The organism is Nesterenkonia sp. DZ6, from assembly GCF_022565835.1.
In the GTDB taxonomy this organism is placed as follows: domain Bacteria; phylum Actinomycetota; class Actinomycetes; order Actinomycetales; family Micrococcaceae; genus Nesterenkonia.
In genome coordinates this window covers 1,178,909-1,201,031 of sequence record NZ_JAJOYW010000001.1, presented here as the reverse complement: position 1 = coordinate 1,201,031, position 22,123 = coordinate 1,178,909, and the positions used below count along the sequence as shown (strand labels likewise).

Annotated in this window: 20 protein-coding genes and 2 riboswitches; of the genes, 9 read left to right on the top strand and 11 right to left on the bottom strand. The window is 68.2% G+C overall.

The features are described from left to right. Window positions 1-2 precede the first annotated feature (2 nt). Together LTH93_RS05375 and LTH93_RS05370 are read left to right on the top strand one after the other, a co-directional pair. Window positions 3-1,304: an acyl-CoA dehydrogenase family protein gene (locus LTH93_RS05375; protein WP_241470306.1), complete on the top strand. Its 1,302-nt coding sequence runs from the start codon at window positions 3-5 to the stop codon at window positions 1,302-1,304. A 127-nt stretch (window positions 1,305-1,431) separates the two neighbouring features. After that, on the top strand, window positions 1,432-2,835 hold the full coding sequence (locus LTH93_RS05370; RefSeq protein ID WP_241470305.1) for an LLM class flavin-dependent oxidoreductase: 1,404 nt from the start codon (window positions 1,432-1,434) through the stop codon (window positions 2,833-2,835). A gap of 124 nt (window positions 2,836-2,959) precedes the next feature. On the opposite strand, the gene LTH93_RS05365 is transcribed toward LTH93_RS05370, so the two are convergent. The 3 genes from LTH93_RS05365 to LTH93_RS05355 all read right to left on the bottom strand — a co-directional run bounded on the left by LTH93_RS05365 (window position 2,960) and on the right by LTH93_RS05355 (window position 5,983). Then, window positions 2,960-3,796, bottom strand: a complete 837-nt coding sequence (locus LTH93_RS05365) for an ABC transporter permease (RefSeq protein ID WP_241470304.1) — start codon at window positions 3,794-3,796, stop codon at window positions 2,960-2,962. Then, window positions 3,793-4,872: an aliphatic sulfonate ABC transporter substrate-binding protein gene (locus LTH93_RS05360; RefSeq protein WP_241470303.1), complete on the bottom strand. Its 1,080-nt coding sequence runs from the start codon at window positions 4,870-4,872 to the stop codon at window positions 3,793-3,795. The genes LTH93_RS05365 and LTH93_RS05360 overlap by 4 nt, the downstream gene beginning before the upstream one ends. 223 nt (window positions 4,873-5,095) lie before the next feature. Beyond that, window positions 5,096-5,983: an ABC transporter ATP-binding protein gene (locus tag LTH93_RS05355; protein ID WP_241470302.1), complete on the bottom strand. Its 888-nt coding sequence runs from the start codon at window positions 5,981-5,983 to the stop codon at window positions 5,096-5,098. A 9-nt stretch (window positions 5,984-5,992) separates the two neighbouring features. Continuing rightward, window positions 5,993-6,105, bottom strand: a riboswitch (SAM riboswitch). A 121-nt stretch (window positions 6,106-6,226) separates the two neighbouring features. Then, a riboswitch (SAM riboswitch) is annotated at window positions 6,227-6,326 on the top strand. 7 nt (window positions 6,327-6,333) lie between these two features. On the opposite strand from LTH93_RS05355, the gene LTH93_RS05350 reads away from it, so the two are divergent. The 6 genes from LTH93_RS05350 (at window position 6,334) to LTH93_RS05325 (ending at window position 12,524) form a co-directional block, all read left to right on the top strand. Beyond that, window positions 6,334-7,248, top strand: coding sequence for a methionine ABC transporter ATP-binding protein (locus LTH93_RS05350; protein WP_241463619.1), 915 nt, complete (start codon window positions 6,334-6,336; stop codon window positions 7,246-7,248). Further along, the gene (locus LTH93_RS05345) at window positions 7,248-7,916 is read left to right on the top strand and encodes a methionine ABC transporter permease (RefSeq protein ID WP_241470301.1); all 669 of its coding nucleotides are present in this window, start codon (window positions 7,248-7,250) and stop codon (window positions 7,914-7,916) included. Before LTH93_RS05350 ends, LTH93_RS05345 begins: the two co-directional genes overlap by 1 nt. A 207-nt stretch (window positions 7,917-8,123) precedes the next feature. Then, window positions 8,124-8,996 (top strand): MetQ/NlpA family ABC transporter substrate-binding protein, encoded by an 873-nt coding sequence (locus LTH93_RS05340; protein ID WP_241463621.1) that lies wholly within the window; start codon window positions 8,124-8,126, stop codon window positions 8,994-8,996. After that, window positions 8,993-9,895 carry a MetQ/NlpA family ABC transporter substrate-binding protein gene (locus tag LTH93_RS05335; RefSeq protein ID WP_241463622.1) on the top strand — a complete coding sequence of 301 codons (903 nt, stop codon included), beginning with the start codon at window positions 8,993-8,995 and terminating at the stop codon, window positions 9,893-9,895. The genes LTH93_RS05340 and LTH93_RS05335 overlap by 4 nt, the downstream gene beginning before the upstream one ends. Beyond that, window positions 9,892-11,112, top strand: a complete 1,221-nt coding sequence (locus tag LTH93_RS05330) for an acyl-CoA dehydrogenase family protein (protein WP_241470300.1) — start codon at window positions 9,892-9,894, stop codon at window positions 11,110-11,112. The genes LTH93_RS05335 and LTH93_RS05330 overlap by 4 nt, the downstream gene beginning before the upstream one ends. Then, the gene (locus LTH93_RS05325) at window positions 11,109-12,524 is read left to right on the top strand and encodes an LLM class flavin-dependent oxidoreductase (RefSeq protein WP_241470299.1); all 1,416 of its coding nucleotides are present in this window, start codon (window positions 11,109-11,111) and stop codon (window positions 12,522-12,524) included. Before LTH93_RS05330 ends, LTH93_RS05325 begins: the two co-directional genes overlap by 4 nt. Here the strand turns inward: LTH93_RS05325 and LTH93_RS05320 are convergent. From LTH93_RS05320 to LTH93_RS05290, 7 genes are all read right to left on the bottom strand, one after another. Beyond that, complete coding sequence (locus LTH93_RS05320) at window positions 12,458-13,423, bottom strand: hypothetical protein (protein ID WP_241470298.1); 966 nt, start codon at window positions 13,421-13,423, stop codon at window positions 12,458-12,460. The two genes, LTH93_RS05325 and LTH93_RS05320, sit on opposite strands and share 67 nt — an antisense overlap. An 87-nt stretch (window positions 13,424-13,510) precedes the next feature. Further along, window positions 13,511-13,993 carry a hypothetical protein gene (locus LTH93_RS05315; RefSeq protein WP_241470297.1) on the bottom strand — a complete coding sequence of 161 codons (483 nt, stop codon included), beginning with the start codon at window positions 13,991-13,993 and terminating at the stop codon, window positions 13,511-13,513. A 200-nt stretch (window positions 13,994-14,193) separates the two neighbouring features. Then, entirely contained in the window at window positions 14,194-14,616 is a 423-nt protein-coding gene (gene panD / locus LTH93_RS05310) for an aspartate 1-decarboxylase (protein ID WP_241463627.1), read from the bottom strand. A gap of 46 nt (window positions 14,617-14,662) precedes the next feature. Continuing rightward, window positions 14,663-17,230: an HAD-IC family P-type ATPase gene (locus LTH93_RS05305; protein ID WP_241470296.1), complete on the bottom strand. Its 2,568-nt coding sequence runs from the start codon at window positions 17,228-17,230 to the stop codon at window positions 14,663-14,665. A gap of 23 nt (window positions 17,231-17,253) precedes the next feature. Further along, window positions 17,254-18,327: a hypothetical protein gene (locus tag LTH93_RS05300; protein WP_241470295.1), complete on the bottom strand. Its 1,074-nt coding sequence runs from the start codon at window positions 18,325-18,327 to the stop codon at window positions 17,254-17,256. A gap of 104 nt (window positions 18,328-18,431) precedes the next feature. Then, entirely contained in the window at window positions 18,432-19,394 is a 963-nt protein-coding gene (locus tag LTH93_RS05295; protein WP_241463630.1) for an AEC family transporter, read from the bottom strand. Window positions 19,395-19,484: 90 nt separating this feature from the next. Beyond that, complete coding sequence (locus LTH93_RS05290; protein WP_241463631.1) at window positions 19,485-19,952, bottom strand: SseB family protein; 468 nt, start codon at window positions 19,950-19,952, stop codon at window positions 19,485-19,487. A gap of 89 nt (window positions 19,953-20,041) precedes the next feature. Here LTH93_RS05290 and dcd point away from each other — a divergent pair, with 89 nt between their 5' ends. Next, window positions 20,042-20,620, top strand: coding sequence for a dCTP deaminase (dcd, locus tag LTH93_RS05285; RefSeq protein WP_241470294.1), 579 nt, complete (start codon window positions 20,042-20,044; stop codon window positions 20,618-20,620). 45 nt (window positions 20,621-20,665) lie between these two features. On the opposite strand, the gene LTH93_RS05280 is transcribed toward dcd, so the two are convergent. Continuing rightward, the gene (locus LTH93_RS05280; RefSeq protein WP_241470293.1) at window positions 20,666-22,039 is read right to left on the bottom strand and encodes an MFS transporter; all 1,374 of its coding nucleotides are present in this window, start codon (window positions 22,037-22,039) and stop codon (window positions 20,666-20,668) included. Window positions 22,040-22,123: the final 84 nt, after the last annotated feature.

The window sequence follows — 22,123 nt, the reverse complement described above, 5'->3', positions numbered from 1 at the left end:
GAATGAACATTAAGCTGCCTGTGCCCCAGAATCTGCGCGACGCCATTGAGCGTGTCGGCCTCTCCGCGCTCGACCGAGAGCGCAGCCGTGAGCTCGCCCGCGATGAGGTCACGGACCTCGTGGCAGGTGGCATCGGACGGCTTCGCGTGCCGGAGCCGGCTGGTGGATACGGCTTGGACTGGGTGCAGACCACCGAGGTCCTCCTGGAGCTCGCCGCCCAGGACAGCAACATCCCGCAGGTGCTGCGCGGCCACTTCGCGGTCCAGGAGGATCTGCTGTGGCGCTGCGACGCCCGACCTGACTCCGCCCCTGACTCCGCGCCTGACGCCCGGCCCGATGCCCAGCCCGATGCCCGGCGCGTCGTGCAGCGCTGGCTCGCCAGGTTGGCCGCAGGGGAGCTGGTCGGCAACGCCTGGACCGAACCGGGCAAGGGCGGCTTCCACCAGTCCGGCACCATGGTCAGCGAGACCGACGACGGGCCCAGGGTCACAGGGGTGAAGTACTACACCACCGGTGCGATCTTCGCGGACTGGCTCGACGTCACCGCCCGGGACGCCGCGGGCAATGAGCTCGCCGTGCTGGTGCGCCGGGACCAGCCCGGAGTGCAGATCGACGACGACTGGGACGGCTTTGGACAGCGCACCACCGGCTCCGGCACCGCGCGGCTGACCGACGCCGTGGTGGAGGAGTCGGAGCTGCGCGGACTGACCGATCGCTTCCCGTACCAGACTGCGCTCTACCAGCACTTCCTGCTGATCGTGCTCGCCGGCGTCGTCGAGGCCGCGGCACGGGACGCCGCAACGCTGCTGCATGAGCGCTCGAGGACCTTCTCCCACGCCAACACCCGCACCCCACGCACCGATCCGCAGCTGCTCCAGGCCGTCGGAGAGGTGGATGCCGTGGCGGCGCTGGCGCGTGCGCAGGTCCTCGCCACCGCCGCGAGCCTCGATGCCGCCTTCGCCGCGCGAAGCGCCACGGAACAAGCCCAGATCGAGGCGGCCAACGCGGTGGAGCTTGCCACCGGACGCGCCCAGGTGGCGCTGCATCGGCCCGTGCTGGAGGCGGTCACCCGGATCTTCGACGTCCTCGGCGCCTCCGGGGTGAGCCAGTCCCGGAGTCTCGACCGGCACTGGCGCAACGCCCGCACCGTCACCAGCCACAACCCCTGGGTCTACAAGGCCCGGATCGCCGGGGACCACCGGGTCAACGGCGCCGAGCCGGTCCGGCTGTGGAGCGTCGGCGAACCGGACACCGCGAGTCAGTCTGCGGTGGCCAGCCCGCCAGCGACCCCGATCGGCGCGTAGAAGAACGCCGCGAAGAACGCCTGAGAACCGGCCCCACCCGACGAGCTCCGATGCTGCACCTTACGCGCAGCCTCGACGCGCAGACATCGATGCCAACCACTGAGTCGAACCTCAAGGAGAACTGCACATGACCTACCCGACCACCGAGTCCGGCAAGCGCGAGATCCTGTTCAACGCCTTCGACATGAACTGCGTGGTGCACCAGTCCCCGGGGCTGTGGCGGCACCCGGAGGACCGCGCCCGGGAATACAACACGATCGGGTACTGGACCGAGGTCGCGCAGATCCTCGAGCGAGGCCTCTTCGACGGACTGTTCATCGCCGATGTGCTGGGCCCCTATGACGTCTTCGGCTCGAACCCGGAGGCCGCGCTGCGCTCCGGGGCGCAGATCCCGCTGCAGGACCCGTTCCTGCTGGTCTCGGCGATGGCCGCGGTCACCAAGAACCTGGGCTTCGGCATCACCGCCGGCACCGCCTACGAGCACCCCTACCCGTTCTCCCGACGGCTGGGCACCCTGGACCACCTCACCGGCGGCCGGGTGGGCTGGAACGTGGTCACCGGGTACCTGCCATCGGCCGCGCAGAACATGGGCCAGGACGATCAGATGGAGCACGATCGCCGCTACGACCATGCCGATGAGTACCTCGACGTCGTCTACAAGCTGCTCGAAGGATCCTGGGAGGACGACGCCGTCCTCGCCGACAAGGCCTCCGGGGTATTCACCGATCCGGCGAAGGTGCACCGGATCGAGCACCACGGCGAGTTCTTCAAGACCCCCGGGATCGGCGTGGTGGAGCCCTCCCCGCAGCGCACCCCGGTGATCTACCAGGCCGGGGCCTCCGCCCGCGGCCGGGCCTTCGCCGGCAAGCACGCCGAGGCGGTGTTCATCAATCCGCCCACCAAGGAGCTCGCCAAGGCCTCGGTGGCCAAGATCCGCCAGTCGGTGGCCGAGGCGGGACGGGACCCCTACTCGGTGAGGATCTTCGCGATGCAGACCATCGTCACCGGACCGGACGACGCCGCCGCGCAGGCCAAGTACGACGACCTGACCCAGTACATCGACGCCGAGGGCGGACTGGTGCTGATGTCGGGCTGGATGGGCATCGACCTGAGCCAGTTCGATCTCGACCAGCCCATCGGCGACGTGAAGTCCAACGCCATCCAGTCCACCGTGGAGACCTTCCAGAAGGCCTCCGGTCGGGAGGATGAGGTCTGGACCGTCCGGCAGCTGGCCGAATGGGTCGGTGTCGGCGGCTTCGGCCCGGTCATCATCGGTGGCGGCCCGACGGCGGCGCAGCAGCTGATCGAATGGCAGGAGGAGACCGATGTGGACGGCTTCAACCTGGCCTATCACATCACCCCTGGCACCTTCGTGGACGTGGTCGAACACGTGGTGCCCGAGCTGCAGAAGCTCGGCCGCTACAAGACCGAGTACGCCCCGGGCACATTGCGCAACAAGCTCTTCGGCGCCGGCGACCACCTGCCCACGGAGCACCACGGGGCGCAGTTCCAGCTCCGCCGCAGGAGCTGATCCCGCCGGCAGGAAAACTCAGCGTCCCGCAACACAGAGGACCGGGGCCTCCGCATGACACCTGGCCGATGATTTGGCCGGCGTGATGCGGAAGCCCCGGCAGAACCCCGAACTGGGGGAGCGGCTAGGCCCAGGTCTTGAGCGCCTTGCGCTCGAGCACCCCGAGCAGGGTGTCGGTGAGCTTGCCCAGCAGCGCCAGCAGCACGATCGCCAGCAGCAGCCGATCGGTGCGACCGTTGTTCTGCGACTCGGTGAGCAGGAAGCCCAGTCCCTCGGCGGCCGCGAGCAGCTCTGCGGCGACCAGGAAGAGCCAGGCCTGCGCCAGGCCGAGCCGGAGTCCGGAGAAGACGCTGGGCACCACGGCGGGCAGCTGGACGGTGCCCAGCAGCCGGAGGCCGTGGAACCCGAAGGCGCGGCCGGCTTCGACCAGCTGCGCGTCCACATGCCGCAGCGCGGAGTGGATCGCGGTGAACACCGGGAAGAACGCGCCGATGGCGATCAGGATGACCTTGGAGTCCTCACCGATCCCCACCCAGAGCAGCAGCAGCGGCACCCAGGCCAGCGACGGCACGGCGCGGAAGGCTCCCACCGTGGGGTTCAGCAGCTTGTCCGCGAGTCCGGAAAGCCCGAGCAGCGAACCCAGCGCCAGGCCGAGCCCGGCGCCGATGGCGAAGCCGATCAGCACGCGCTGCAGCGAGATCCCCATGTGCTCGAAGAGGTCACCGGACTCGAAGAGCCCGATCCCAGCGGTGAGGACCGCCTGCGGGGGAGGCAGCTGGACCGCGGTGAAGGTGCCGGTGACCTCGGTGACCAGCCACCACAGTGCCAGCAGCAGCACCGGGACGACGGCGCCGATCAACAGCCCGCCGCCGGGCAGCCCGCGCCGGGTGCGCCGCTCAGGGGAGCGCGCGGCCCCATCGGCGGGCTGTGCCGCCGTGGAGCTGAGTGCGGTGTCTGTCACTCTTCGACCTCCTCGATGTCAGCCTCGTCTGCGGCGTTCTCGGTGCCCTCGGCGTCGGTGGCCTCGCGGTTCTCGGCGAACTCGGTGTAGAAGAGGGACTCGAGCGCCTCATCCACCGCGTCCTGGCTGTCGACGTCGCCGTTCTCCACGAAGAACGGTCCGGCGGCCTCCATGGCGGCGTAGACGTCATCGCCGGGCACCGGGTCCACCTCGAAGTTGGTGCGCTCGGTGATGACCGCCTCGGCGATCTCCAGCTCGATCCCGGCGTACTCGGCGAGGATCTCCGCAGTTCCCTCGGGGTTCTCGTTGGCCCATTCGCGGGCCTGCTCGTAGACGTTGACCACGATCTGGGCCACATCGGGGTGGTTCTCCACGAAGTCCCCGGTGGCGTTGATGACCGAGTAGGTGTTGAAGTCCACGTTGCGGTAGAGCAGCTCCGCGCCCTCGGCCTCGGCGCCGGCCATGATCGGATCCAGTCCGGCCCAGGCGTCGACGTCGCCGTTCTCCAGCGCCTGGCGGCCGTCGGCGTGCTGCAGCGCCTGGACCTCGACGTCGTCCACGCTCAGCCCGGCCTCCTGCAGCGCGCGCGCCATGAAGAAGTAGGGGTCGGTGGCCAGGGTGGCGGCGATCGAAGCTCCCTCGAGATCCTCCACGGACTCGATGTCGGAGCCTTCCTGGGTGACCAGAGCGGACCACTCGGGCTGGTTCTCGATCATGATCGTGTGGGTGTCGGCGCCGACGGCGCGGTTCAGCAGCGCGGCCGAGCCGGCGGTGGAGCCCACGTGGATGTTGCCCGCGCGCAGGTTCTCGTTCGCGCGGTTCGAGCCCTGGGACTGCACCCACTGCACGTCGACGTCGAGCTCTTCGAGCTCTTCCTCCAGCCAGCCGTTCTCCAGGATGATCAGGCTCAGCGGGTTGTACGTGGCGAAGTCGATGTTCAGCGTCTCCAGCTGCTCGTCCTCGCCGCCATCACCGCCGCAGGCGGTGGCGAGCAGCGCGACGGCGGCGGCTGCGGAGACAGCTTTGACGGAGGTGCGGCGGGAGCGCGGGGAGCGGGAAGCGGAGGTGCTGGGCATGGGGAGGGCCTTTCGGTTCTTCAAGGATGGACATCGTGTTCGAGGTTCATGGTCGTGCGTGTCAGGCAGAAGCGGCAGAAGGCTCCTGGCATGTTCGGCATGTGGGGTCAGGCAGGAAATGGGCCCCGGAGGTGGTGATCCGGCAGTGCGGGGACCGCGTCGGCGGAGCCCCGCTGGTCAGGTCAGGACGAGCGGAGTCGGCCCGATCAGCTGCCGGGACGAGTCAGTGGCTGTGCGAGTCGACGCCGAGGCCGGAGAAGAGCTCCCCGCGCAGAGCGGCAAGCTCCGCGGAGGCGCGATCTCGCGGACGTCGCCCGGGCACGCTCAGCAGTCGGGCGATCGTGGCACCTTCGGCGGGATCGGGGTCCGCCGGGTCCTGCCCGAGGAGCAGCACGCGGTCTGCCAGCTGCAGCGCCTCATCCACGTCGTGGGTGACGAGCAGCACCGTGGTGCCGGTCTGCGCATGCAGATCCAGCAGCAGGTCCTGCATCTTCAGCCGGGTGAGCGCGTCCAGGGCGCCGAAGGGCTCGTCGAGCAGCAGCACGCCGGGGCGGCGAGCCAGTGCCCGGGCCAGCGACGCGCGCTGCGCCATGCCTCCGGAGATCTCCCGGGGTCGCAGCGACGCGCGGTCGTGCAGACCGACCAGCTCCAGGAGCTCGTCCACGCGTTCACGCCCCTCGGCCTTGGACAGGCTGCGCGGCAGCCCCAGGCTGACGTTCTTGTGGATCGAGCGCCAGGGCAGCAGTCGCGGCTCCTGGAATCCGACCGCGGTGCGCTCGTCGTAGCGCTGCACCGGGGAACCGTTGATCAGGATCTCGCCGGTGCTGCCGGTGTCGAGACCACCGACGGCGCGCAGCAGCGTGGACTTGCCGCAGCCGGAGGAACCCAGGATCGCGAGCACCTCACCGGGAGCGATCTGCAGGCTGACGTCGCGCAGCACGGTGCGCGATCCGAAGGCGCGGCCGACGCCGGAGAGCTGGACATCGAGTGACGTGTACTGCTGCCGGCCGTCAGGCTTGGCGGCAGCCACGGAGGTGGCGTCTGAGGGCACGGCAGGGCCGGCAGCGGTTGTTGCGGTGTAGTCGGTCAGGGTGGAGGCAGGCGAAATCATCAGAGGATACTCCCATCGATCCTGGCGGTAGCACCCGGCGAAAAGACACCCTTGCAAAGGTGCCCCTCCCTGGGTTGCTGCGGCGTCGACGAGCCAGATCTCTCGGCCGCTCGGGATGGTACGCGGATCAGACTACGCCCAGGCGGGGAATCCGATCAATGTCGCGTTCAGCAAATGAGACAAAACGCAACACATATCGCGACTTGACTTTCTGCCCACGTTCACCATTACAGTGAAGGCACTCAACCATCCAGAGCGACCGAGAGATCTGGCTCGAAGACGTCGCAGCAACCCGGAGGGCTTCACGGCCTCCGCCGGGTGCTAACGCCAGGACCGATGGAGTATGCCCCTTGATTTCCCTGTCCCATGTCTCGACGACCTTTGCCGCCCGCGGCCACGAGCCGCTGACCGCGGTCGATGACGTCAGCCTCGAGGTGCCGCGCGGCAGCATCCAAGGCATCATCGGGTTCTCCGGCGCCGGCAAGTCCACGCTGCTGCGCAACATCAATCTGCTCGAGCGCCCCACCTCGGGCCAGGTCAGCGTCGCCGGCACCGAGCTGACCGGCTTGGACGATGCGGCGCTGCGCCGGGCCCGGCACCAGATCGGCATGATCTTCCAGGGATTCAACCTGGTCAACAACCTCAGCGTCGCCCAGAACGTCGAGCTGTCGCTGAAGTTCGCCGGGGTCAAGGACCGCCGTGAACGTCTGCGGCGGGCGGCCGAGGCGCTGGAGATCGTGGACATCACCGACAAGGCCTCCGTGTATCCGGCTCAGCTCTCGGGTGGTCAGAAGCAGCGCGTGGCGATCGCTCGGGCACTGGCGACCAAGCCTGAGGTGCTGCTCTGCGATGAGCCGACCTCTGCGCTGGACCCCTTCACCACTGCCACCGTGCTGCAGTACCTCGCGGATGTGAACCGTGAATTCGGCATCACCGTGGTGATCGTGACCCACGAGATGGAAGTCATCAAGGCTCTCGCCGACAACGTCGCGGTGATGGAGGATGGGCGGGTCGTCGAGGAGTTCCCGGCGAGCGAGCTCCGCCGAGAAGGGTTCAATCCGCGGACCTCGATCGGAAAGTACCTGCTCAGCGATGGGATACGGCTGGACCGCAGCGGCCCGGCCGCGCATGGGTCGGAGTCCGGCGAGCAGAAGTCGGGTCAGTCCACGCGACGCTCCCCGCAGCACGCGGAGTCTCAGGATCAGGGTCAGACGCGCCGGTCAGAGCACGCCGCCCTGGCCGGCTCGGCAGGGGGTGTGCGCTGATGGACCTCGTCATCGAGCGGCTTCCCGAGATCAACCAGGCCATGCTGGAGACCTTCGCGATGATCGGGGTCGCCATCCCGGTGGCGGTCCTGCTGGGCACCCCGCTGGGGATCTGGCTCTTCGTCCACGCTCCCGACGGACTGGCGCCGCGGCCACGGTCTCATGCGATCGTCTCCGGGGTGGTGAACATGATCCGGTCCTTCCCGTTCCTGATCCTGCTCATCGCCATCATCCCGTTCACCCGGTTCGTGGTCGGCACCTCGGTGGGCACCGCCGCGGTGATCGTCCCGCTGACGATCAACGCCATCCCCTACTTCGCCCGTCTGGTGGAGCAGAACATCACCCAGCTGGGCTCCGGTGCGGTGGAGGCGTCCCGGGCGATGGGCGCCACGCGCGGGCAGATCATCCGCAACGTGCTGCTCGTCGACGCCAAGCCCGGACTGATCGGCTCCATCACCATCACCACGGTCAGCTTCATCTCCTATTCGGCGATGTCAGGGCTGGTCGGCGGCGGGGGCATCGGTGACCTGGCGATCCGCTACGGCTACTACCGCTATGAGACCCCCACCATGATCGCCGCCATCGTGCTGATGGTGCTGCTGGTGACCCTGGTGCAGTTCGCCGGCACCCGGCTCGCCCGCGCCTCGGACCGGCGCATCACCGCCTGACCGCGATCACCGCATGACCGAGATCCTCGCCTGACCGAGATCACCGTCTGAGCAGGATCTTCGCCTGACCCGCGCATCCGCGGAACGGCAACACCGCCCCGCATCACCTCACTCCGCTGCCAGGGCTGGCGTCCGACGTCGCGCCCTGGTCATTCCCGCACACCCTCTGGGCGCATGTCGCCCAGCCAGAGAAAGCAGCCCAAACCCATGAACGCTCTACGCCCCGCGATCCTCACCGGCGCAGTCCTCTCCGCCGCAGCCCTGAGCCTGACCGGCTGCGGGCTGGTGGAGGATGATTCCACCATCAGCATCGTGGTCACCGAATCCGCGCCCTTCCAAGAGCCCGCCGAGATCGCCGCCGAGCTGCTCGCGGAGCAGGGCTACGAGCTGGACATCACCTATATGACCGATATCGTCCAGCCCAACCAGGTGGTCAACCAGGGCGAGTTCGAGGGCAACTACTTCCAGCACCTGGCCTATCTGAACAACTTCAACCAGTCCAACGACACGCAGGTCGAGCCGCTGTTCTCGGTGTACTACGCCCCCGCCGGGCTGTTCTCACTGGAATACGACTCCCTCGAGGAGCTGCCCGACGGGGCCGAGATCAACCTGCCGGTGGATCCCTCGAACAACGGCCGGGCGCTGCAGCTGCTCGCCGATGAGGGCCTGATCGAGATCGACGAGTCCGTCTCGATCATCGAACTGACCCAGAACGACATCACGGAGAACCCCCGGGACTTCAAGTTCGTGGAGACCGACCAGCAGTCAGCTGCGCAGGTACTGCCCGACGTCGACGCCGGCTTCGCCTTCGTCCGGCTGATCGCCGAGGCCGACCTGGACCTCGAGGAGACCACGCTCAGCATCGAGGACGGACGCGAAGAGGTGCGCACCCCGTTCACCTGCGTGGTCGCCGTCGGACCGGACGGGGTCACCGATGAACAGGCCCAGGCGCTTCAGGACGCCTTCCAGTCCGAAGAGGTCGAACAGTGGTTCGAGGAGTACCAGGGCGGGGTCATCGACTTCGAGGACTTCATCACTATCGACAACGCCGAAGAGATCTGGGCGGACTTCAGCGCATGAGCACATCCAGCGCCCCCACGCTCTCCCGGCGTCGAGTATTGAGCGGTTCACTGGGCATGGCCGCTCTGCTCGGCGTCGGGAGCCTCACCTCGGGATGCGGCCTCGCCGGCGGGGCCGGCGCCGACCGCAGCCTGCGCCTGGTGGTCACCGAGAACGCCCCCTTCCAGGAGCCGACCCGCATCGCCCAGCGCATCCTGGAGGCCGATGGCTGGGAGTTCAACGCCACCTACGTCACCGACATCATCCAACCCAACCACGCGGTGAGCAACGGCGAATACGACGTCAACTTCTTCCAGAACATCAGCTATCTGCGCCAGTTCAACGCGGACAACGACCTCGACATCGAGCCGATCTTCTTCATGTTCGAGCAGCCCTCGGGGATCTACTCCGCGCAGCACGACTCGCTGGAGGAGCTCCCGGACGGCGCCCAGATCGCGCTGCCGGTGGACACCGCGAACAACGGGCGCGGGATCCGGCTGCTCGCCCGCGGAGGTCTGATCGAGATCGATGAGTCCAAGCCTGTCGCCGCGCTGAGCGTCCGGGACATCACCGCCAACCCCAAGGACCTGCAGTTCATCGAGGTGGACCAGCAGTCGGTGGGGCAGATCTACGCGGATGTCGACGCCGTCTTCGGCTTCGCCCGGCTGCTGGCCGAGATCGATGTGCTCCCCGACGAGGTGCTGATCATGGAATCAGCCGAGGAGGCGCTGCCCTTCGCGCTCGCGGTCTGCGCGCGCCCGGGCTTCCGCGAGGAACAGCCCGAGCGCTTCGAGGCGCTCAAGGCCGCCTACCACTCCGCGGAGGTGCGTGAGTGGTACGGCGAGTACCTCGACGGTCTGCTCAACCCCGCCTTCGACCGAGACATCGACGCCGCATGGAAACAGGTGAACGACGCATGAGCCGCACCATCCCTGAAGAGCTCCTGACCCGCATCCGAGAAGGCGCCGTACAGCGTGAGCTGGAGCGGATCCTGCCCTTCGAGCAGGTCGGCTGGCTCGACGACGTCGGCTTCGGCGCGCTGCGCGTGCCGACCGAGTTCGGCGGCGAGGAGCTCAGCATCGAGGGGCTCATCGCCGAGGTGATCGCGCTCGCCGAGGCAGATTCCAACATCGCCCACCTCTACCGCGGGCATTTCGGGTTCGTCGAGTCGCTGCGCTTCCAACCTGCGCCGGTGCGCGAGCTCTGGTACGCCCGGGTGCTCAAGGGCGGCACGGTGGGCAATGCCTCCACGGAGAAGGGCGGCAACGCGCTGGGCAGCCTGAACACCCGATTGGACCGCGACGAGCATGGCGCGGCGCTGCTCACGGGGGAGAAGTACTACTCCACCGGCACGATCTTCTCGACCTACACCCGCGTCTCAGCTTCTCAGGCCCAGGAAGGGGAGGGGCGACGCTTCGCTGTGGTGCCCACAGACGCCGCCGGGGTGACCCTGCTCGATGACTGGGACGGCTTCGGGCAGAAGCTCACCGGCACCGGCACCACGCGGCTGGACTCCGTGGCGGTGGAGGACCTCGCGGTGCTCGGACGCAGCCCGGGCGATCACGAATCCGTCCACGAGGCGGCGTTCTTCCAGCTCTACCTGCTCGCCGTCCAAGCAGGAATCGCGAAGGCGGCCCTGGCAGATGCCACGTCCACACTGGCCCGGCGCACCCGCACCTTCAACACCTCCACCGCCGGGCAGGCCTTCAGCCAGGATCCGCTGATCCAGCAGGTGGTCGGGACGATGTCCTCGAAGGCCTTCGTGGCCGAGGCCGCCGTGCTGCAGGCGGCCCGCACCCTGGACCGGGCACTGGCAGCGGGCCTGCAGGCCGGCACCGGCGGCCCCGAGTTCCATGGCGAACCACCGGTTGAGATCCATGATGCGGAGATCGCCGTGGAGAAGGCCCAGATCAGTGTGCCGGAGCTGGTCCTGGCGGTGACCTCGGAGCTGTTCCAGACCGTGGGCGCCTCCGCCACGCTGCGCACCAAGGCGCTGGACCGGCATTGGCGCAATGCGCAGACCATCGCCACCCACAACCCGGTCGTCTTTCGCGCCCGCTCACTGGGCGACCATGAGATCAACGGCACCCTGCCCCAGGGGCTCAACGCGATCGGCGAGGCCAAGGAGAAACCATGACCATCCATTTCAACGCCTTCGACATGCTGGTCCCGGTGCATCAGTCGCCGGGCCTGTGGCGCCACCCAGAGTCGCGGATCGCAGAGTTCGACACGCTCGAGTACTGGACCGAGCTGGCCCGCACCGTGGAGCGGGCAGGCTTCTCATCCTTGTTCCTGGCTGACATCCCCGGGGTCTACGACGTCTACGGCGGCACCGCCGAGGCAGCTGCCCGCGGTGGAGTGCAGTTCCCGCTGCTGGACCCGCAGGTCATCGTGCCGGCGCTCGCCGCGGCCACCACACACCTGGGATTCGGGCTGACCGCCTCGGTGACCTATGAGGCTCCGTACGCCCTTGCTCGGCGCTTCGCCACCCTGGATCACCTCACTCGGGGCAGGATCGCGTGGAACATCGTGACCAGCTATCAGGACTCCGCGGCGCGCAATCTCGGACTTGCCACACAGATCCCGCATGACGAGCGCTACGACCGCGCAGACGAGTACCTCGAAGTGATGTACAAGCTCTTCGAGCACTCCTTCGAAGACGACGCGGTCCTCGCGGACAAGTCCACCGGGGTCTTCGTGGATCCGGAGAAGGTCCACCCGATCGACCACCAGGGGGAGTGGTTCACCGTGCCCGGGGAGATGCTCACCCACCCAGGACCGCAGCGCACCCCGCTGCTCTTCCAGGCGGGGTCCTCCGCGCGGGGACAGAAGTTCGCGGTGGACCATGGCGAGGCGATCTTCGTGGTCAGCTCGTCCCCGCAGCGGCTGGCTGTTCAGGTCTCCGAGACCCGCAGGGCACTGTTGGAGGCCGGGCGTGATCCCGAATCTGTCCGGTTCTTCGCCATGGCCACGATCATCGTGGCCGAGACCGAGGAGCTGGCACAGGCGCGGCTTGCCGAATACCGCGAGTATGTGGACACCGCCTCGGCACTGACGCTCTTCGGCGGGTGGACCGGGGTGGATCTCTCGGATCTGCGCGAGGACGACGTCGTCGCCGATGTGCAGACCGAGGCCAATCAGTCGGCGCTGGCGATGTTCACCAAGGACCCGTCCAAGCACTGGACGGTGCGAGATGTCGCGGAGTTCATCTCCATCGGTGGGCGCGGGCCGCTGATCGTGGGAGACCCGGTGCAGGTCGTCGATGAGCTGGTCCGGTTCAAGGAGCTCTCCGGGGTGGATGGGTTCAACATCTCGGCCGCAGTGCGGCCCGCGGACTTTGAACGCTTCGAGACCTTCGTGACTCCGGAGCTGCGCCGACGAGGTCTGCTGCCCCAGCGCCCCGAGACCCCGGTGACGCTGCGCGAGGCGCTGTTCGAAGATGGACCGCACCTGCGCGCGGATCATCCCGCGCGCCGGGCTTCTCAGCGTGAGGCGCGCAGCAGGATCTCGTCGGCGATCGCGCCGGCGACGTCTCTCGGCTCTCCGTAGGCGGGCAGGTGGGCGCGGCTGATATCGGCGTCCGGCAGCACCGCCAGGACGACGGCGCCCTCGGCCGACTCGAGGTCCGGAACCCGCAGATCGACCGCGGCCGCGAAGAGTCCCGGCACCGCCATGACCGCCTCCACCGCAAGCTCGTGCAGAGCATCGGGCAGCACCGTGGTCACATCGATGGTCAGCCCGCCCGCCGAGATCTCCAGCGAGTCTTGCAGCTGCACGGGGACACCTCGTGCGGGCACGTCGTCGGGATCAAGGCCCCGGCTGCGCAGCTGGTCCTGCGCAGCGGGGGTCGAGCCGTCGGCAGGGACGGGCACCGCGGTGCCGGCGAGCAGCGCGTGCCGACTGCGCGCCTGGGCATCGGCCTGCATCAGCTGGCTCAATGTTGAGCTGCCGTCGCCGAGGACCGTGGCGGGCAGTCGCAGCAGGGAGGCGCAGACCCGCTCGCCGACGACGAAGGCGCGGATCGCGGAAGGCGCTGGGCGCACGACGGTCGTGCCAGGATCAGCGGCGCCCTGGTCGCCTGTGCGCTGGTCACCCGAGCCCGGATCAGCGTCAGCCTGATCTGTGTGAGTCTGATCGGCATCGTTCTGCTCCGCTGGCAGCGGCACCTCTTGGAGCTGCAGGTGCCGACGCAGGAGCTGCGGATCCGCAGTGATCCGGCGCGCGTGGGCGCTCACCAGTGTCGTCACCACCGAGTCCATCCCGCCGACGACCACGCCGCCGAAGACGAAGACCTGGCTGTGCTCGCCCACAGGCTTCAGCGTCACCCGCCTGCGCCGCAGGGCTCGGCGCAGAAGCTGGTCATGGCGCGGGGCCTCGGGGTGTTCGTTCAGTGTTCGGGTGCCGAGGGTCTCGACGATCAGTCGGGCGGCGGATGTCTCAGTCGGCATAGGTCTCAGGATATAGGTTGGCCGTGGGACCGCCCCCATTCTCAGAGGCGAGCACCCACGGCCGTCACTGCTTGTCAGTGCCTGAAGTCAGCGTCCGTTGCTCCCGGAGGGCTTGGTGGACGAGTCGGTGTTGCTGCTCGAGGACGAGTCGGTGTTGCTGCTCGAGGACGAGTCGGACGAGCCGGTGCCGCCGGAGGACTCGCGGGCCTTCTCATCCGCCGCGTCGGCCTGCTTCTCGACCTTCTCGGCGGCCTCATCGACCAGCTTCTCGGCGCTGCTGCCGGCCTTCTTCACGGTGTCTTCGGCGCGCGCGGCGGCGTCGATCGCCACGTCGGCCACCGGAGTGGCGGCGTCGTTGGCGTGCTTCTTGACCGAGTCGGCCACGGTGGAGACGTACTGCTTGGCAGTCTCTCCGGCCTTGGTCACGGTCTCCTGGACCTTGGGGTCCTTCCAGGTCTCCGCGGCGTTCTTCTTCACGGCGTTGAGGCTCCGCTCGAATTCTGCCTTGCCGCGCTTGCTGCCGATGATGTAGCCGATGGCTACGCCGGCGCCCAGTGTGAACAGTCGCATGGTCAACTCCGTTCTGACGGTGGATGAGTCTCTCGTGTCTTACGAGTCCCTTTAGAACTTAGTCTGCTTTGCACGCCGATGTCACGGTCATGACCCCTGATGGACCCTGATTCCACCCTGATTCAGCACCCGGCTCCATCCCTGGTTCGCGCCGCAGGGGTCGCCTGTTCGAGCTCAGACCGGAGCCTCGGATCGGCGGCTCAGCCGAGCGTCGCGGTGCGCGGGTCCAGCTGGTCCGTCGCGCCCGGCACCGGCTCGGCCGGGTCGTGGCCGAGCGCCACGATCCGGTTCTCACCGTCCACATGGACCACCTGCGGCTCGTGGGAGGCGAGCTCGAGCGCGTCCAGCATCACGTAGCTGATCAGGATGATCAGGTCCCCTGGATCCACCAGGTGGGCGGCGGCGCCGTTGATCCCGATGACACTCGATCCGCGCGGACCAGCGATGGTGTAGGTCTCCAGGCGTGCACCGTTGGTGATGTCGACCACCTGGACCTTCTCGCCCTCGACGATCCCTGCCGCGTCGAGCAGATCGGCGTCCACGGTGATGGACCCCACGTAGTGCAGGTCCGCGTGGGTCACGGTGGCGCGGTGGATCTTGCCGCCCATGACGGTCCTCAGCATGCTCGGCTCGCTTTCGACGAAGGAAGGGTGCTCATGACGTGGTCCATTATCCAGCGTCCGAGCCGAGCCCGGTATTCCCGGGCGCGGGCCGCCGTGTGGTCAGCGCCGTGACGGCCCGGCTCCCGACCTCGACGAGCCCGCAGCCCAGGATGCTGGAGACGATCGCCGCCACCAGCAGCTCGGTCGAGGGCATCACGAAGAGGTGGTACTGCACAGATATGGGGAGCAGAAGCACCGCGGCGAGGAGCAGGTACATGGTCCCGATCAGGGCCACCCGCGGCCACGTCAGCGGGCGCAGCGCCACATTGAGCACCCAGAGGCCCACCGCGGTCAGGCACAGCGTCGTGGCGGTCTGGATCGCCGCGGAGGGCGCTTCGAGGTAACGGCCGAAGGCGCTGACCGTGACCACTGCGAGCACGATCGCGATCGCCGTCGGGATGGAGAAGAGCATCGAGCGGCGGAGGAACCCCGGTCGGTAGAGCCGCGGATTGGGCATCAGGGCGAGGAAGAACGCCGGGAATCCGATCATGAGGAAGTCCACGGTCGAGAACTGACGGGGAAGGAACGGGAACTCCCAGAAGAGCAGCCCGTAGATCAGCCCGAGCAGGATCGCATAGGCGGTCTTGGACAGGAACAGGTGCGCCACCCGCTCGGTGTTGGCGATGACCTTGCGGCCCTGTTCCAGCACCGAGGGGAGCCGGTCGAAGCGACCGTCGAGCAGCACCATCCGAGAGACCGCCTTGGTGGCCGGTGCGCCGTCGCCCATGGCGATCCCCAGGTCAGCCTTCTTCATGGCCAGGGCGTCGTTGACTCCGTCGCCGGTCATCGCCACGACGTGTCCGGCAGACTTCAGCGCCTCCACCATGGTGCGCTTCTGCTCGGGGGAGACCCGGCCGAACACCGAATGGTGTTCCAACGTCTCGCGCAGCGCCACGGGGTCTTCTGGCAGCGCGGAGGCGTCCACGGCGTCGCCTTCGATGACCATGCCCACCTCGCGGGCCACCGCGGCGGCCGTCTTGGGGGAGTCGCCGGAGATCACCTTCAGCGCGATGTTCTGCTCACGGAAATACTGAAGCGTGGCGTGGGCCTCGGGACGGACGTTCTCCTTGAAGGTCAGCAGCGCCACCGGGACCATTCCCTGCGGCAGTCGCTGCCCCCGGCCGAGCGGCCCGGTGTCGCCGTCGATGATCGGGCCGTCCAAGGGCGCGTGGGCGAGCAGCATCGTGCGCAGTCCCCGGCTGGAGAGCTCCTCGGTGCGGTTCAGCAGCTGCTCCGTGCGCACCTGCGGGTCGGTGGAGTCCCCGCGGAGGATCTCCGGGGCGCCCAGCACCCAGTGCCCGGCGAGACCGCCGGCGTCCGCGGCGAAGCTCACGGCGGAGAAGCGCCTGGCCGAGGAGAACTGGACCTGACTGGCCACCCGGTGCCGAGGCAGGGCCGTGTAGGGTGCGCGCAGCGCCGCCGCGGTGGCGTTCGCGCCCTCATCGGCGCCGAAGAAGGCCAGCACCTGCTCCCACTCGGCGGTCCCCTCCAGCGCGGTGGACCCCGGGTCGCGGCGGGCCGGGGCGGGAAGCCCGCGCGGACTCAGCGCGGTGGCCCGGTGGAAGGCGATGGTGCCGTCGGTGAGCGTGCCGGTCTTGTCCAGACAGACCACATCCACCCGGGCCAGGATCTCCACGGCCGGCTGCTCCTGGAGCAGCACGTTCTCCCGGGAGAGCTTCACGGCGGCCACGGCGAAGGCGATGGTCGTCATCAGGGCCAGCCCCTGGGGGATCATCGCGGTGACCGAGGACACCGAGGTGACCAGCGCGTCCCGCCACTGGCCCGACTCCCAGGCGGTGTTCCAGCCGCCGAAGGCCTGCATCTGGCCGTTGAGCACCACCGCCACGATGGGCAGCAGCACCATGGAGAGCCAGAAGGCGATCTTCTCCATCGCGCGGCGCAGCTCCGAGTTGATCTTCTGATATCGCTTCGCCTCGGTGGCCAGCCTCACCGCATGGGCCCGTTCCCCCACGGCAGTCACCCGGAATCTTCCGGATCCCGCCACCACGGCGGTCCCGGAGAGGATCCGGTCGTCGCGGCGCTTGGCCACGGCATCGGACTCCCCGGTGAGCATCGATTCGTCCACGTCGAGCCCCTCGGAGCTGAGCACCGCGCCGTCGGCGGGGATCTCGTCGCCGCGGCGCAGCTCGACGACGTCGTCGAGCACGATCTGTTCGCGGTGGATCTGCAGGAGCATCCCGTCCCGCAGCACCCGCACATCGTCCTGGTGCAGCAGCGCGATGGCATCAAGCTTGCGCTTGGCGCTGTACTCCTGGAAGAGCCCGATGAAGACGTTGGCCACCGCTGCGACCGCGAAGAGCAGATCCAGCCAGCGTCCCAGCAGGATGATGGCCAGTGCACAGAGCCCGATGATGAGATTGAACAGCGTCATCAGGTGGGTGCGCAGAATGTCGGTGATCGAGCGCGAGGTGGTGCGCGGCTGGACGTTCGCCAGTCCCAGCCGGTTTCGCTCCAGCACCTGCACCGAGCTCAGACCAGCGGTTTCGAGCGTCTTGGGGTCCACGGCAGACCTTGTCTCCGCGGTGTCGCGGATCGCAGTCCTCTGGGCAGCCACAGGGCCAGAGTCTACAGTTCGGATCAATCGGAGCCGGAGACCGCGACGATCAGCTCCTCGCCGCTGGCACCGACCTCGATGCTGAGCGCGAAGTCGACCTGGTGGCTCTCTTCAAGGCTCGCCCCATCGTGGAAGTGCCGCGAGTCGAAGGTGACCGTGGCCGACATGTCGGCGCCGGGGGTCTCCCAGCCCTCCTCGGCGAAGTCGAGCGTGAGGCCCTCGGGCTCAGGCATCCGCCAGCTGATGGACTCGGTGACCACCTGGTTGGGGGTGTTGATGCCCATGGGGCATCCGGCGGGCATCAGCACCTGCTGATCGGCACAGCCGTCCAGATAGGCCCCGACCTCTTCCTGGAGCAGGTCCTGGGCGGCCTCGGAGGCCTGGAGCTCCAGCGTGATCTGGTGGGCCTGGCCGTCGTCGTCCCCCTCCCCGGCGTCCTGGACCACCACGTAGCGAGAGGCGCCGACCAGCCATTCGCTGTCCACGGCGATCTCCACCACGGCCGGGACATAGGTCCGCAGCGTCGCGGAGTCGTCTTCGAGGTTCACCGGCTCACCGTTCACGGTGATCTGCGCGATGCCGCCGGCCGCGGCGCCGGGCACATCGATCTGCAGCTGGCTCATCGACGCCGCCGTGAGCTCCCAGTCCGGGAAGAAGGCCAGCGTGTTCTGCTGGGATTCCATGGGCAGCTGGGTCTCGAAGCTCTCACCCTCGATGTCGAACTGCATCATCGCGCGTCCCTGCTGCCCGGGGTCTTCCTCGAACCTGGTGTTCTCGATGCCTGCGGCGCTGCGTGCAAGCGCGTCTCCGTCCAGCAGCAGGCTGTCCATCGGGGCGCCCTCCGCCGCGTCCAGCGCGGCGGGGTCGAAGAATCCCAGCGCCTCGGATCCGCTGCCTCGGGTGATCGAGTCCCAGTACTCCTGCGCGGTGTGACCCGGGGTGTAGATCCTCTCGCTGACCTGCCAGATGGCGACGCCGCCGGCCGCCAGCGCCAGGACCAGCGCCGCCGCCCACGCCACCAGCAGTCCGCGGCGGGAGCGGGTGCGCCCGGGCGCCCCGGGTGGGGGCGGCGGAGGGGAGTGGGGGGCCTGCGACATAGGGTTCAGCGTAGCAATGCCCTGACCCTCCGCCCGTCGCTCGGCTGCCGCCCCGCAGGGGCCGCCCCGGTCGCCGGTTCGGTGATCGGTCGGGTCTGCGCTGATCAGCCCAGCAGCACGGCGACCAGCACCACGGTGGGGATCGCCGCGATGGTGGTCAACAGGACGGTGTCGCGGGCGATGACCTCCCCGGCCTGATAGCGCACGGCAGTGACCAGCACGTTCTGCGCGGTCGGCAGGGCTGCCATGACCACCGCGACGAGCACCTGATGCGCATCGAGTCCGAAGACGAAGGACGCGAGCAGCCAGGCGAGCACCGGGTGCAGGATCAGCTTCAGGCCGGCGGCGAGGAACACGTCACGACGCCGGGCGGAGGCCCTGCTCAGCGGCCGGCTGCCGACCAGGGAGAGGCCGAAGGCCAGCAGCATCAGCGGGATCGAGGCGCCGGCGAGGAGCTCGATCGCCTCCTGCACAGGGGTGGGGAAGCTCAGTCCCTGCCAGGAGAAGAGCAGGCCGAGAGCGGCGCCGATGATCATCGGGTTCACCGCCGACTGCCCCAGGCTGCGCAGCACCGCGATGCGGGGGCGGGGCCGGACCTTCGGCGTCGTGCCCGCGTCGCGGGTCAGCAGGTCCAGTGCGGTGACGTAGATCGGGGTGTAGATCGCCAGCTGGAACATGATGATCGGCGCGGCGAGCGCGACGTCGCCGAGCACATAGGCCGCGATCGGGAAGCCGAGGTTGGCGCCGTTGACCAGCGACCCGCTCATTCCGCCGATCATCAGATCAGACCCGGCGCGGCCCTTGAGCAGCAGGAGTCGGCCGAGCAGGATGAACGCGACCAGGGTCATCAGCGCACCGATGGTCGCGATGGCGAACTGCGGCCCGAGCACCTCGCGCAGCGAGGATTCGGAGATGGTGACGAAGAGCAGGCAGGGGGAGGCCACGAAGAACGCGACGCGGCTCATCACCACGCGCGCATCGGGGCCGAGCACCCCGAACCTGCCGATGCTCCAGCCGACCGCGATGATCAGCCAGATGATGGTGAAGCCGGAGAGGACCGCGCCCACGACACTCCTCCCGGCTCCTGCAGCAGATTCAGCTCAACACTCTAGCCCCGGCGGGGGCGGTGCGAGCGCTGCCGCTCAGCGGAGGTCAGCTCATTGCTGGGCTTCGGCGTCCTCGGCAGGGCTGATGAAGTCGGTGCGGATCCGCTCCACGCCCTCGGCGGAGATCTGGAAGCCATGCTCCTGGCCGGCGTCGATCATGATGCCGGCGCCGGTGATCGACTGCACGATGGCGACCCCGGGGGCCTCCACGGCATGCGGAGCGTGCTCCTTGTAGTCATCGGGAATGTTCCCGCTGGTGCTGAACAGCGCGATCAACGGGTTGCCCTCGTTGTCCTGCAGCGTCAGCGGATTCACCGAACCGGTCTCGTCGTTGACCTCCTCGGGGCTGAGGAAGAAGACGCTGCTGGTCAGGAAGGTCCGGATGATCTCGCCGGCCTGCGCGGTGCCGTCCTTGCCCTCGATCAGGACCTGCTCGAGCGTGGCGGCGGGGCCGACCTGCTCGGCGGCTGCGTCGGTGGCGGGAGTCTGCTCTGGCTGGGTATTGGGAGTCTCGGTCATGTCTCTACGCGATCACGGACTCGCGCAGAATGCAATGCGAACGGGCCCGGCTCGTCTCCGGCAGTGCTGTGCTGAGGTACTTTGGGCGAGTGCTGCTATCTGACCGAGACATCCGAGCCGAGATCGACGCCGAGCGGATCAGGCTGGACCCGCTGGACATCTCGATGATCCAACCCTCAAGCGTGGATGTGCGCCTGGAGCGCATGTTCCGGCTCTTCGACAACCACAAGTACGCCCACATCGACCCGGCGGCGGACCAGCCGGATCTGACCCGGCTGGTGGAGGTGGATCCCGAGGAGCCCTTCATCCTGCATCCCGGGGAGTTCGTGCTCGGCGCCACCTATGAGTCGGTCACCCTGCCCGACGACGTCGCGGCCCGGCTGGAGGGCAAGAGCTCACTGGGCCGGCTGGGACTGCTGACCCACTCCACCGCAGGGTTCATCGACCCCGGGTTCTCCGGGCAGGTCACCCTGGAGCTCTCCAACATGGCCACGCTGCCGATCAAGCTGTGGCCCGGGTCGAAGATCGGTCAGCTCTGCTTCTTCCGGCTGAGCTCTCCGGCCGAGCACGGCTACGGCACCGGGGCGCATCAGTCCCGCTATCAGGGCCAGCGCGGACCCACGGCCTCGCGCAGCCACGCGAACTTCCACCGCACGATCATCAGGTAGCCCGAGGCCGGGTCAGCTCGGGGCCACTCCGCCCCGCCTCAGCCCTCAGCTGCGGTTCAGCACCCGATGATCGCGCATCTTCGCCGGACCGGTGGGGTTGTGCACCAGGGTCAGGGTGAGAAGCCCGATGCTCAGGATCACCACCACGCCGATGATGATCGCCTTGTCGCTGCCGCCCGCGCTCCACAGCAGCAGCGCGATCAGCCCCGGAGTCAGGAAGGACACGCTGCGCCCCGCCGTCGCGTAGAGCCCGAAGAGCTCACCGGCCCGGCTCGGCGGTGCCAGCCGGGCCAGGAACGCCCGGGAAGAGGACTGCGCCGGGCCCACGAACACGCAGAGCATCAGCCCGAAGACCCAGAAGGCGCCCGTCGGGGTGACCACGAAGCCGCCGAAGCTGCGCTCCACGTCGAGGAAGTACAGGATTGCGGCGGTGATGATCAGCGCGGTCACACAGGTGGCGATCACTCGGCGCGGACCGACCCGGTCGTCGAACCAGCCGCCGATGAACGCCCCCAGCGCCGCGGCCACATTGCCGGCGATGCCGAAGAGCAGGATGTCGGAGGTGGTGAACCCGAAGACCGTGACACCGAGGATCGCGCCGTAGGTGAACACCGCGGAGAGCCCATCACGATAGATCGCGGAGGAGACCAGGAACCAGAAGGTGTTCCGGTCCTCACGCCAGAGTCCGATGACCAGCCCGACGAGCCTGCGGTAGGACTCCAGGATGCTGACCCGTTCCTGAATGACCTCCTGGTCGGCGGTCTTGAGCGGCGTCAGCAGCAGCGGCAGCGAGAAGATCAGGAACCAGGCGGCAGCCACCAGCGCCACTGCCCGGACGTTGACCATCTCATCCTCTCCCAGTCCGAACAGGTGCGGCGGCTCGCCGGCGACCAGACCGAAGTAGACGATGGCGAGGATCACGATCCCGCCGAGGTAGCCCGAGCCCCAGCCGATGCCTGAGACTCGGCCCATCCGTGGCGAGTCAGCGATGTCGGTGATCATGGAGTTGTAGTTGAGGTTCGCGAACTCGTCGAAGAGCGTCATCGTGGCCATGAGGGTCACGCCCAGGACCAGGTAGGCCTGGTCGGGCTTCACGAAGAAGCATGCCGCGACCAGCGCGATGACGATCAGGGTGTTGACGGCGAGCCAGCGTCGTCGTCGGCCGCCGTTGTCCGCCCGCTGCCCGATGACCGGGGCGGTGAGCGCGATGACCAGCCCGGCGATGGTGTTCGCGGTGGTCAGATACTGCGTGCCCTGCCCGCCCGGCCCGACCGCGTCGGCGATGTAGGTGCCGAAGACGAAGGTCACCATCACCGCGCTCACCGTGGCATTGCCCCAGCTCCACAGGCTCCAGACCGCGATCAGCCGCTTCTTCAGCGGAGCGAGGGAGGAGGCCGCGACGGGCTCGATGCTGGTCATTGCGGCATAGTAACCCTGGTTTGTTAACATTGAGAGGATTGCCACCGCAGAACCTGGATCCAGGAACTCGCAGTGAGGCGTGTG

Coding starts and splice junctions, on each gene's coding strand:
- LTH93_RS05300 (WP_241470295.1), bottom strand. CDS start 18,327: ATGTCGCAGGCCCCCCACTCCCCTCCGCCGCCCCCACCCGGGGCGCCC.
- LTH93_RS05345 (WP_241470301.1), top strand. CDS start 7,248: ATGGACCTCGTCATCGAGCGGCTTCCCGAGATCAACCAGGCCATGCTG.
- LTH93_RS05330 (WP_241470300.1), top strand. CDS start 9,892: ATGAGCCGCACCATCCCTGAAGAGCTCCTGACCCGCATCCGAGAAGGC.
- LTH93_RS05340 (WP_241463621.1), top strand. CDS start 8,124: ATGAACGCTCTACGCCCCGCGATCCTCACCGGCGCAGTCCTCTCCGCC.
- LTH93_RS05280 (WP_241470293.1), bottom strand. CDS start 22,039: ATGACCAGCATCGAGCCCGTCGCGGCCTCCTCCCTCGCTCCGCTGAAG.
- LTH93_RS05375 (WP_241470306.1), top strand. CDS start 3: ATGAACATTAAGCTGCCTGTGCCCCAGAATCTGCGCGACGCCATTGAG.
- LTH93_RS05315 (WP_241470297.1), bottom strand. CDS start 13,993: ATGCGACTGTTCACACTGGGCGCCGGCGTAGCCATCGGCTACATCATC.
- LTH93_RS05320 (WP_241470298.1), bottom strand. CDS start 13,423: ATGCCGACTGAGACATCCGCCGCCCGACTGATCGTCGAGACCCTCGGC.
- panD (WP_241463627.1), bottom strand. CDS start 14,616: ATGCTGAGGACCGTCATGGGCGGCAAGATCCACCGCGCCACCGTGACC.
- LTH93_RS05355 (WP_241470302.1), bottom strand. CDS start 5,983: ATGATTTCGCCTGCCTCCACCCTGACCGACTACACCGCAACAACCGCT.
- LTH93_RS05290 (WP_241463631.1), bottom strand. CDS start 19,952: ATGACCGAGACTCCCAATACCCAGCCAGAGCAGACTCCCGCCACCGAC.
- LTH93_RS05325 (WP_241470299.1), top strand. CDS start 11,109: ATGACCATCCATTTCAACGCCTTCGACATGCTGGTCCCGGTGCATCAG.
- LTH93_RS05360 (WP_241470303.1), bottom strand. CDS start 4,872: ATGCCCAGCACCTCCGCTTCCCGCTCCCCGCGCTCCCGCCGCACCTCC.
- LTH93_RS05335 (WP_241463622.1), top strand. CDS start 8,993: ATGAGCACATCCAGCGCCCCCACGCTCTCCCGGCGTCGAGTATTGAGC.
- LTH93_RS05370 (WP_241470305.1), top strand. CDS start 1,432: ATGACCTACCCGACCACCGAGTCCGGCAAGCGCGAGATCCTGTTCAAC.